The sequence below is a fragment of the Streptomyces odonnellii genome (assembly GCF_000981895.1).
Taxonomy (GTDB): domain Bacteria; phylum Actinomycetota; class Actinomycetes; order Streptomycetales; family Streptomycetaceae; genus Streptomyces; species Streptomyces odonnellii.
The window spans coordinates 1-11554 of sequence record NZ_LATD01000278.1 but is presented as its reverse complement, the minus strand read 5'-3'; the positions used below and the strand labels follow the sequence as shown (position 1 = coordinate 11554).

Genomic DNA, 11554 nt, shown 5'->3' with positions numbered 1-11554 from the left:
CGCCCCCAACGCGTAGACAGCTCCACCCCCAACCCCCAGCCCAACCACCGAGGACCCCACCACCAGCGTCCTGCGTCGCATCAATTCCCGCTCCAACCGGAAATGCCAAGACAGCATTCCAAGCGCACGCCAAAATACACCTGTCAATACAACCCGCAAGGCTTCAAATGTGCGGACATATTGCCACCGCTTCATCGCCTTCGCCGGGTTCAAGAATCGGAGACACGCAGAAGCCCCAGTCGGCCGACGTCTGCCGACTGGGGCTTCCCCGTTAGCTACTCATAGCCAGGACGCCAGTCCAACTGCTGGAGAGCGGCGAGGTCGCCGCGCGCCAGCATGGCCATCACCTGAACCGCCTCCATACGCGAAGCGTGCGGCAAGTGGCGAGGTTCGACGTCGCTGTCATCGAGATTTTCAAGTACCACTGTCCCCCCTTGAAAAGCCGAGACGATCCAGGAGGATTCATCGTCCGTGACGGACACGTCTGGGTGCTCATCATCGATTGGACCATCGAGTTCGGCGACAAGCGATGGAATACCAGCTTCACTCCCGTCATCCATTCCTCCATCTCGATGCGCGAATGTAATCGACATCGTCAGCTCACCTCCTATTGCGTGGGGCACCGTTCGGGATCGCCCACTCCGAGTAGCCGCCGGAGCCGCCGGGATGCAGTAGATGCTGCCAGAGCGATCCAGGATCGTGCTGGGAACGCGGCACAAGGCGCATCACACCCTGTCGCCCGCCAGCGTTAGCCGCAGGCTCATGCTGCCAAGTCCATCCAGCCGGGGTACGCCTACCCCCCTGAGCTGAGACAGCTCTACCGAGTCCGGGAATCAATCGTTCCATCGACTGGGCAAAGCCGGCGTCTGACTGAAGCACCGCGTCAAGTGCCTCATTTGCTCTCCTGAAATGTGTACCTCTCGACCGACCGAAATCGGTTGCATCCAGAGTCATCTCGAAGGCGACAGAATAGGCTCGGGGGCCACCTCCGCAACCACATGCATCGCCAGTGGCGTTTACCCCAGAGTTGCAATTGTGGACGAGGACCGGAGTGGCCCCCGCCAGCACATAGTACGTGTGGAGGTCGGCGACCGTGAGGTTGTTGACGGTGGCCTTTTGGGTGCGGTGGGTGACCGCGGTGATTTGGGTCCAGGTGCCTGTGCTTGTCTGGAGCCACTGGCCCGGCTGGAGCTTCGCCGCTTCGACCCATTCGCGCAGAGTCGGGACCCAGAAGGGGTGGCCGTCCGTGGCCGTGAGTTTGGCTGGGCCTGAGCCGTCGTCGATCGTGATGTCGACCAAGGCCTTGTCGCCCATGCCCTCGATGAGGGCCGTCACCTCTCTCGGGCCGGTCTCGCCCGTTTCCGGGTCCGTCGCCAGGACCTTGTCGCCGATGCGGACGTCCTTGATGGCCTTATGGGTACCGTCCGCCATCAGGACCGGGGTTTCCGGGGTGAAGCTGTTGCAGCCTCCACGTGTGGCGAGCTTGCCTCCGATTCCCGCGCCGAGCATGCCGGTCAGGCAGCCTCCGAGGGCGGAGAGGGCGACCTGGTTCCAGTTGACCTTTCGGCCGGACAGGCGCTGGGTGAGCCAGTCCGTACCGCCGTCGAACAGCGCGCCGCCCGCGCAGGCCGCGAGCAGTGGGTTGTTGCCCGACGGGTCCGTGTAGGTCGTCGGGGAGCTGAGCGCGTACTGGTAGAGGTTCGGGCCGCCCGCGTGGCCGATGGGGTCCTGGGAGATGAAGCGGCCCGTCTCCGGGTCGTAGTAGCGGTTGCGGTAGTAGAGCAGGCCGGTGCCGTCACTCTCGCGGCCCGTGAAGGTGTACGGGTTGCTGGACGCGGCGCCTGTGGCGGTGGGCTGGCCGTACGGGTCGTAGGTGTAGCGGGTCGCGACCGTACCGTCCGGGTCAGCCAGGCCGACGACCGTGCCGAGGGCGTCGGTGAGGTAGACCTGTGTCTTACCGTTCTCGGTCCGGGTCAGGAACTCGTCCAGCCCCGACGCCGCGACCGTCGCGGTCGTCCCGCCCGAGCCCGACTGCTCCACCAGCGGATTGGAACCGTCGGTCAGGAACTTCCTCGTCGTCCCGCCGAGCGTCGTGGCTGTACGGGTGCCCAGCGGGTCGTACGCGAAGCCGCTCGCCCGGCCGCCGGTCTCGGTCAGACCGGTCAGTTCGCCGCGCGCGTTCCAGTCGTAGGTGCGCTTGCCGTCGGAGGCGAGCTGCCCCTCGGCGTCGTAGGTGAAGGAGCGGCCGTTGAAGGTGGTGATCCGGTTGTCCTTGCCGTACACCGCCCCGCTCTCCGCCGCCGGCAGCGCCACACTCGCCAGGCTGCCGGACAGACCGGTCTGCAGGCCGCGTTCGTCGCGGGTGTACGTCAGCTCGCCGACCCCGGCCCCGCCACGGGTGTAGCCGATCGCGGTGGTGACACCGGTCCTGTCGTAGCCGGTGGTGCGGGTGAAACCGCCCGGCAGGAGCGCGGTCTTCTCCCGGCCCACCGCGTCCAGGCCGAACGTCACCGCCTGGCTCCCCGTCGTCACCGACGTGAGGATGGAGGACGTGTCGTACCCGTAGCGCGTTGTCGTGCCGGCCGCGGTCATCTCCGTACGGCGGTCCGCCGCGTCGTAGTCGTAACCGACCGTGCCCGTCGGGCCCGTGACCGTCTTCGTCCGGTCGTAGACGTCATAGGTGAACGACTGAACGCCCGCCACCGTGTCGGTGACGGTCCTGGGCAGGTCGACGGCGTCGTAGGCGTACGTCGTCGTGGACTCGGCCTGTCCGGCGAGATCGACACCGTACTTGGCGACGGTGGCCCGGCCCAGCAGGTCGTACTCGGCCGTCGCCACCTCACCGGTCCGGCTCGTCACCCTGGCGACCCGGCCGGCGGCGTCATACCCGAACAGCGCCTGCGCACCCAGCGGATCGGTGGCCGACTTCGGACGGTCCGCGCTGTCGTAGACCCAGGTGGTGGTGTTGTTCCGGGCGTCCGTCAGACCGGTCAGATTCCCGTTGTCGTCATAGTCCAGGACAGTCGACTGACCCAGCGGATCGGTCGCCCTCCGCGCCTGGTTGAGCACGTCGTACGTGACCGTAGCGCGCGCTCCGGCCTCGTCCGTCATCACCACCGGCCGGCCCGCGGCATCCAGGAACTGACCGCTCGTACGGCCCTCCGCGTCCTTGACCGCCGTCAGCTCACCATGCTCGTAGGTGTATTCGGTGACCGCACCCGACGCGTCGGTGACCGTCTTCACCTGACCGTCAGGGGCATAGGTGAAAACTGTCTCCCGGTTCTCCGGATCGGTGACGCTCTCCAGATCACCGCCGACCCCGTAGGCCAGCCTGGTGGTATTGCCCAGCGGATCGGTGACCGAGGTCGGCTGGTCGTACGGCCCGTCGTACACCGCTGTCCCGGACGAACGCGCCTGCGGCGTGCCCGCCAGCTCCTTCACCGACGTCACATAGCCGTTGGCGTCATAGGTGAGCTCGGTGCGACGGCCGTACGGGTCGGTCACCGCGTCGATACGGTGATACGAGCCGCGCTGGTACACCGTCCTGCGGGCGAAGCCGCTGCCGTACGCCTGGGTGTCCGACGTACCGTAACCGTCCGCGTCGAACTCCACCCGCCGCACCGCACCACCCGGCTGCGTCACACTCGCCGCCGTCACACGGCCCGCGCCACTGCCGGTCTTGGTGTAGTCGAAGGTGTACTTCGCACCCTCGGTCAGGGTCTGCTCCCTGACCCGGCCGTCCGCGTCGAAGATGTTGCTCATGTAGGTGATGCCGCGGGCGTCGACGGCGGTCTTGATGCGGTTCGAGGTGCCGTCGTAGGTATAGCGGCTGACCTTCCCCGCAGGGTCGGTCACCGTCTCCAGACGGCCCGCGCCGTCATACGTATAGCCCGTGGTGCGACCGGTGTTGTCACGCGCACCGACAACGCGGTGCTGGGTGTCGTAGGAGAGGGAGATCCACCGGCCACCCGACGAGCTGATCCTGGTGGGTTGGCCCCGGTTGCCGTCCAGACGGCTGATCTTGGTGGTATTGCCGTGCCGGTCCCGGATCTCTTTGAGCGGGGAGTACTGAGGGAAAAACCACACTGTGCCGTCACGAAAGGTCAGGTCCCAGCCAGCCTTGGGCCTGTTCCATGCCATCTTGGAGCCACGGAAGGCTGTGGGCGTGTCGACCGGTTCATAGACGGCGTCGTTGTAGCTGGTTCCAGGCGAGGTGCGGTCAAAGTGAACCTTGCCGCCACCTGGCAGATACACATCTACTTCTTGGTACTGGTCCTGGGAATGCAGGAAGACGTTGTAGGACAGGTCACGGCCGATACCGAAGGACCGCTTCGCCGTGTCGCCCTGCCAGTAGGTCCGGGTGAGGTCAACTGACCCATACGCGTCGTTGACCGCGAGGTCGGTATGGGTATCCGTGAGCATGCCGGTGGACAGTTCAACAGGATCGCCGGACAGCCAGTCGATCACGTCCTCGACCCAGGAGTCTTCGAATGGCAGCACATCGGCGATGTTGAACATGGCGCCGTGGAATGCCCAGACCCGGGTCTTTGAATCCGGAACGACCTGGCGTCCGTCCTGCGACACCTTCCCGTGGCCGTAGACGTACCAGCCCTTCCCCTTCGGGTCGTAGTCCATGAACTCGACCTCGGTGCCCGGGGCTTCACGCGTGTAGTTGGGATAGATGATCTGCGCGCCCTTGGGGAACACATAGGTGCCGCCGGGCTGCACGGTGAAGAACACCGGCACGACACCGTTGTCCGGTAGCGGGAACGGCGGCCGGTCGAGCGGAATCGCCGTGATCCCCAACTCCGTGACCGCCTTGCCCTTCTCGTCACGGACCACCGACCCCTTCGGGATCCGCACCTCAAGGCCGGGAATCTTCGGGGTCCGCAGGACGACATCGGCCTTCGCCGGAGCCGCGAAACGCACGGTATGTCTGGTGTCCAGTGGGGTCATCCACACCGGAAAGCGGAGGTCGACCGCCCGACCCGCCTTGGGATGGATACGGATGTCGAACCGGCCGTACTGGCGCTGCCTAGTGTTGGCGCTCGCACCGTCCACCACCAGGGTGGTCGCGTCAGAACTGATCCCGGCAAGCAGGAATCTGCCGCGCCCGTCCGTACGGCCCGACTTCCCGCCGACCGAGACCGTGACCCCGGCCAGCGGCCTGCCGTCGAGCTTCAGCACATAGCCCGTCAGTGCGGTGGACCGGGGCGGGGCACGCAGCGCGGGCGGAGCCTTCGGGGCGTCGCCGCGGCGCGTCAGCCAGTCGTATCCCGCGAGGCTTCCCTTGTCGGGCTGCCAGGCATCCGGACCCGTCGGCACCGAACCCGCCACCGGCTTCGTACCCGCCTTCGTATCCGTACCCGCGTCCACGGCTCCCGCAGCGCGCACCCCACCGGGGGCACCAGCGGCGGGTGCGATGTCCGCCGAAGTTCTGACGCCGCGGGCAAGTGCGGTCGTGGTGAGGCCGAGGTTGTACGTGCCGGTTCTGAGGGAGTTCGGGTCGACCGAGAGCGTGTACGTACCGGCGGCCGGGAGCGCCGGGAGGGCGTAGGACACCGTCGACGCGCTCATCGAGCGCCCGTCGACCAGCCACTTGCCGTCCGGCCCGAAGACGGACAGCGACCAGGCGCCCGGAGGTGTGTCCAGACCGAGAGTGAGCTTCTGGCCCTGGGTGCCGGTGAAGGTGTAGTGGGCGTTCTGGCCCGCCGTGGCGATCGTGACCGGCTTGCGCGCACCGTTGACGGCGAGCGCTCCGCCGTTCACATCGGCCACGAGTGTGGCCGTGGTCTTGCCCGTGGCCTCGCCGTTGGGGCGTACGAAGACTCGGTGGGTGCCCACCGCCAGGGGCGCCAGCAGATCGCCGTCCAGAGCCGACTTGCTCAGCGAGCCGAGGCTCGACTCCTCGCCCGCCGGATCCCGGTGGATGAGCGCCGACGTCTTGGTGAGGGTGGTGTCGCCGAAGACAACGGCGGCGCCGTAACCCGCCACCGCGTCGAGCGTGAACTCCAGTTGTGCTCCTGGGCGGGTGATCTCACCGGTACGAGAGGGCGTTCCGGCCGACAAGGCGCCGGGCTTGATGGGCTTGGACAGCCACAGCGTCATCGCGCCGGTCGCGGCCTTGCCCGGCTCGAACACCAATGAGTAGGCGGTTCCAGAGGTCAGATCCGTCATGTAGAAGGTGTCGGACGCCGTGCCCGACACACGCCCGACGAGTGTGCCCGTACCGCCGTCCGGACCAATCAGCCTGATCTCGGTGGACTCCGCGATGGTGTTCGCAGTGACGGCCAGTCCAAGGGAGCTGGCGTCCGGTGCGGTGAACCGTGCCTGTACGCGCTGTCCCGCGCGGGCCACCGTGATCGGCTGTTGCGAACCGTCGGCGGTGAGCGACGCCTGGATCTCCGGGGACAAGGTGAGACCGAACGTCCCTGACGCGCCCTTGTTCGGGTCCAGAATCACACGGTACGTACCGGTCTCCGACAGAGCGGGCAGCGGAATCGTCGTGGACGCGCCAGCGGTGACGTTCTCCCTGTCGACCACCTCCGCGCCGGATGGAGCCAGCACGGTCAGATCGACGTACTGGGGAAAGGTGCTGGCGGTGGCACCGAGCGAGAGGCGGGCTCCCGCCTGTCCCTGGAAGGACGACTCGGCGTTCTGCCCCAGCCTGCTGACGGCCACCGCCACCGCGCTGCCCGTGGTGGACAATTGAGCCAGGGCGACCGGGCGCGAGAGCGTCATGGTCAGCTTGCCGGTCGCGATCGCGCTGCTCGGGCTCACGGCGATCGTATACGTACCGGTAGCGGGAAGGGCCTCACTGTCCCACTGGCCTACATCACCGTCCGGCGCAAGGAAGTAGTCCAGCAGCTCGCCGTCCGGCTGAAGGATCTCAACCCTCGTGGACGTGCCGAACCCGGCCGCCGTCGCACCGATCGACACCCGCTGCCCGGCCACCCCGGCAAACCGCGCCCGCCCGCCCTGACCCGGCCGGACGATGTTCAGATCAACCGCCGGACCGGTCGCGTCGAGGGCGCCCGCATCGGCGTAGTGCGAACCGGTCACCTTCACCGTGCCCAGCGCCCCGTCGTCCGGATCCAGCGCAAGGGTGTACGTACCGGACTGAGTCAAGACGTCAAGATCGAGTCCACCGATCCTCGACCCCGAGACATAGACCTTGTCGACCTCGGCACCATTTGGACCGTAAAGGTTTGCACGCACCGACTTGCCCAAGCCGGTCGCGTCGATGCCCAGACTCAGCGAGTCTCCCAACAAGGCCGGGAAAGTGAGCAGATGGTCCTGTCCGGTGCGCGTGAACCCTGCCTCGAATGTGAGGCCGGTGGTGATGTCGAGTGAAGAAAGCAGCGGGTTCGACACGGTCACCTTCATGGAACCGATGTTGCCCGCTCCAGGGTCGAGAACCAGTGCGTACTGGCCGCTGACGGGCAGGTCCGACATCTCCCAGTCCCCGACGACACCGGTGAACGCGTAGGAGTCCAGGCGACGCCCCTGAGGGTCCCTCAGCGACGCCGAGACCAGTGCGTTGAATGTGGACTCGGAGAAGCCGAAATCGATGTCGTCGCCCGCGTCCGCTTCGAAGACCACCTGCGCCTGATTTCCGGGCGTCGTGACCGACACGGTCGGCGGTGTCTCGTCCGTGACGGACGTCTCCTCCGACGACTCGATCTCGCCTCCGCCATCCCCCAGTGCGACCCGGAAGTTCGCGGACGACGTCGCCCGCCCGTCCGGGGTGGCAACCTCGACCGGGCCGGTCGCCGCGCCCGCCGGGACCACCACCGTCACCGCGGTGTCGGTACGAGCCGTGACCTCGGCAACGATGCCGCCGTGGAAGCGCACCACGTTATCGGTCTTGGAAGGCGCAAAGCCCGTGCCGGTCAGGACCACTTGGGTGCCCACCGGGCCAGCAGCCGGTGCCACCGTCGTCACCGAGGGCGCCGGGGCCGCCAGGGTGAACGTCTCCGGGGACTGGGCCGTGGTGCCGGCGACCGTGACGGACACCTTGGCGGTCGCGGCCGCCGCCGGGACCTTGACCTTCAAGCGGGTCGCGGACGCCGAAACGACCTCGGCCGCCCTGCCCCCGAATGAAACGGCGTTGGCGGTCGGCGTGGTGGAGAAGCCTGTGCCGGAGAGCGTCACGGTCGCGCCGACCGCGGCCCTGATCGGCACCAGGGACAGCACCGACAAAGTGGTCGAGGTGAAGCGGTCGACGCCCAGGCGGTTGCCGGCCGCGTCGTAGCGGTAGCGGGCGGTCTCACCGTCCGGATCGGTCAGGCCGACCAGGCGGCCCGCCGCGTCGTACGCGTAGACAGCGTTGTCAGTCGTTGGGCCGACGGCGGGCGCGTCCGCGGCCGACGGGCTGTCGGCCTTCCGGGGTGCGGTCGTTCGTTCAGCGGCCGCGGGCGGCGGTGCCGAGGTCTGCGGCGGATCCGTCGGTGCCGCCTCCGCCGACACCAGGCCCGCCGACAGCGCCAGCACCAGCGCACCGACCGTCAGCGACCGCCAGGATCGCCAACGCGCGCGCGGACCCGATCGGAACTGCTCCCTGTGCGTACGCACATGCCCTCCCCAGAGCAACACCACATGACCACAGACGGCCCAAGCAGCCCACGATCATCACGCGGGCCGTCACAACGTACACACATTGAGTGACAGTCGCACAGGAATAAATCAAACTCATATGCCAATGGCATGAACATCACACGACTCACAGAAACGGGCCGCCCGCGTGGAGTACGGACGGCCCGGTGGTACTCGGTCTCGGGAAGAACGGTCAGGAAATCTCGCTGGTCAGCCAGACCGCTGTGTCCGGGGGGAGGAGTTGGCCGCTGGCTGTGGGGCTTGGCGTCAGGTTGTCGCTCGACAGGAGAAGTTGGGAGATCGCGGGGAGTGGGATCGGCTCACCGGAGAGATTGATCCGGCACTCCAGGGCGGCGGTTCTGCCGTCAGCCCCAACTCCGCCCTTGCGGAAGGCCAGTTCGCCCGAAGCCGACGGCAGCCAGGTGAATGTCTCGTCGCCCAGGTAGCGGCGGCGGAGAGTCAGTGCCGTGCGGTACATCTCCAGGAACGAGTCCGGAGCGCCCGTCTGGGCCTCCACCGAGTACTCGCCCCAGCCCCCGGGCTGGGGCAGCCAACTGCCGCCGGGGCCGAAGCCGTACGACGGGCCGGTCCTGGTCCAGGGCAGTGGCACCCGGCAGCCGTCGCGGCCCTTCACGGTGCGGCCGGTGCGTTCCCACATCGGGTCGCGCAGGGCCTCCCGGGGCAGGTCGGCCACCTCGGGCAGGCCCAGTTCCTCGCCCTGGTAGAGGTACGTCGTACCGGGCAGCGCGAGGGTCAGCAGCGCGGCGGCCCTGGCGCGGCGGCGGCCACGGTCATCGTCCGCCGCCGGTTCGCGGCCGTCGGTCATCAGCCAGCCGCGCAGGGCGGTGCCCTCGGGCACCGCGTAACGGGTGCGGTGGCGTACCACATCGTGGTTGGAGAGCACCCAGGTCGGCAGCGTGCCGTGGGCCGCCGCTCCGGCCAGCGAGGTGTCGATGACCTCGCGGAACGAGTCCGCGTCCCAGGGGCAGCGCAGATGGAAGAAGTTGAACGCCTGGTGGAGTTCGTCGGGTCGGGTGTAGAGCGGCAGCCTGGCCGCGCTGACGCCGGCTTCGGCGACCATGATCCGGGGCGGTGCGTAGGAGTCGGTGATCTTCCGCCAGCGGCGGTAGACCTCATGGACCTCGTCGCGGTCCCAGAAGGGGTGGTTCTCGCCGCTGGGCGGGGAGTTGAGGGAGGCCGAGTCACCGCCGTACGTGTTGCGCAGCGGCGGGACGAGGTCCTTGCGCAGGCCGTGCGCCACATCGATACGGAAGCCGTCGACGCCCAGATCGAGCCAGAAGCGCAGGATGGCCTCGAACTCCGCGATGACCTCGGGGTTCTCCCAGTTCAGATCGGGCTGTTCGGCGGCGAAGATATGCATGTACCACTGACCGTCGGGAACCCGGGACCAGGCCGGGCCGCCGAACTTGGACTGCCAGTCGGCGGGCGGCTCCGCGCCGTCCGGGCCGGTGCCGTCCCTGAAGATGAAGCGGTCGCGCGCGGCCGAGCCGGGCGGTGCGGCGAGTGCCTCGACGAACCAGGGGTGCTGCTCGGAGCAGTGGTTGGGCACGATGTCGACGATCGTACGGAGGCCGAGCTCCCGGGCCCGGGCCAGCAGCGCGCGGAAGTCGTCCAGGGTGCCGTGGCGCGGATCGACCTGGCGGTAGTCGGCGACGTCATAGCCACCGTCGGCCAGCGGTGAGCGGTAGAACGGGGTGAGCCACACGGCGTCCGCGCCCAGGTCGGCCACATGGGCGAGCCGGTCGGTGATCCCCCGGAGGTCGCCCATTCCGTCGCCGTCGGCGTCGGCGAAGCTGGGGACGTAGACCTGGTAGACGACGGACTCGCGCCACCAGTCGCGGTGGGCGGCGGGGGCTGCGGCGGCGGTCGCTCCTGCGACGACGCCTGCGGGATCGCGGTCTGTCGCGCGGGCTATGTCATGGTCTATGCCGCGGTCTGTGCCGGTGTCACGGCCGATGTCGGTGTCACGGCCGACGACGCGGTCGGCAACGCCGCTGGTGTCGACAACGTCGCCGGCAACGCTGTCGATGACGTCACCGCCGCCATGTGCGCCGCCGTCCGGGAACGCATGCTGAGTCACTGATACCTCTCGTGTCATGCCGGGATCCTGGGATGCCGGGATGAAGGACGCTGGGACTGACTGGACATGGTGCCGGTGCGATCATCCCCTGAGCCGACCGAGGGAAGCAGCCAGTCCGGCACGGCGGTCCGGCACAGCACGGCGGCACGGCGGCACAGCGGTCCGGCCGTCAGTCCGGCACAGTGGTCCGGCCAGGACAGGCCAGCCGCCTAGCCCGGCCAGAGCAGGTCGGCCAGCGGCCCGGCCCAGCACGGCACACCGCGACGCCGCACCCCCGCCACCCGCCCCATCAGCCGCCCATAGCCCCCGGCTTACGGCGCAGCGAGCGCAGTGCCAGCAGCAGTACCCCGATGTCGTCCAGGAACACCGGGTCGGGCAGCAGGTCCACGGGCAGTACGAGATAGCCGAGCGCGGCCCAGAACACCCAGCGGTTCTCCACCGGCAGGCCCGCCCGGCGCAGGTCGCGGCGGGCCCGTACCAGCCGGACGGCGAGGGTGACCGCGGCGGCCAGGGTCAGTACGGCCAGGACGGCGGCCACGGCGAGAAGGATCCGGAGTTCGCTGCTCATGGCGGGCTCCCAGCTCAAGCTGTCGGGGCCTCAGCAGCCCTGGCACCGGGCGGCCTTCCGTCCGGCCGCCGTTCATCCCCTACGTACCCCCGGCGCACCCGTGGTACGAGCCCGTCACCGGAACAGTCCCCGCAAGGGCGAGCGGCGCGACCGCAGCAGCCACACGCCCAGCCGTCCGACCGGCCGCTCCGCCGACTCCCACCAGGCGACCCCATCCAGCCGCCCCGCACCTCGCGCTCTACCGGCCAGTACAACCAGCCGGTACGTTACCCCCGAGTACCCCCAAGTAC

The 11554-nt window shown here is 68.3% G+C and carries 4 protein-coding genes; all 4 read right to left on the bottom strand.

Features of this window, described 5'->3' with window-relative positions; all coding sequences use genetic code 11:
* Positions 1 to 275: 275 nt before the first annotated feature.
* The gene (locus tag WH07_RS24515) at positions 276 to 593 is read right to left on the bottom strand and encodes a hypothetical protein (RefSeq protein ID WP_157877426.1); all 318 of its coding nucleotides are present in this window, start codon (positions 591 to 593) and stop codon (positions 276 to 278) included.
* Positions 594 to 600: 7 nt separating this feature from the next.
* Positions 601 to 8574 (bottom strand): RHS repeat-associated core domain-containing protein, encoded by a 7974-nt coding sequence (locus WH07_RS24510; protein WP_046504074.1) that lies wholly within the window; start codon positions 8572 to 8574, stop codon positions 601 to 603.
* A 214-nt stretch (positions 8575 to 8788) separates the two neighbouring features.
* The gene (locus WH07_RS24505; RefSeq protein WP_232789047.1) at positions 8789 to 10696 is read right to left on the bottom strand and encodes a glycoside hydrolase family 13 protein; all 1908 of its coding nucleotides are present in this window, start codon (positions 10694 to 10696) and stop codon (positions 8789 to 8791) included.
* A 289-nt stretch (positions 10697 to 10985) separates the two neighbouring features.
* Positions 10986 to 11264, bottom strand: coding sequence for a DUF1232 domain-containing protein (locus tag WH07_RS24500; protein ID WP_046504071.1), 279 nt, complete (start codon positions 11262 to 11264; stop codon positions 10986 to 10988).
* Positions 11265 to 11554 lie beyond the last annotated feature (290 nt).

Bases quoted from the DNA above. Each gene is read 5' to 3' on its own strand.
- WH07_RS24515 (WP_157877426.1), bottom strand. From the start codon at position 593: ATGTCGATTACATTCGCGCATCGAGATGGAGGAATGGATGACGGGAGT.
- WH07_RS24500 (WP_046504071.1), bottom strand. From the start codon at position 11,264: ATGAGCAGCGAACTCCGGATCCTTCTCGCCGTGGCCGCCGTCCTGGCC.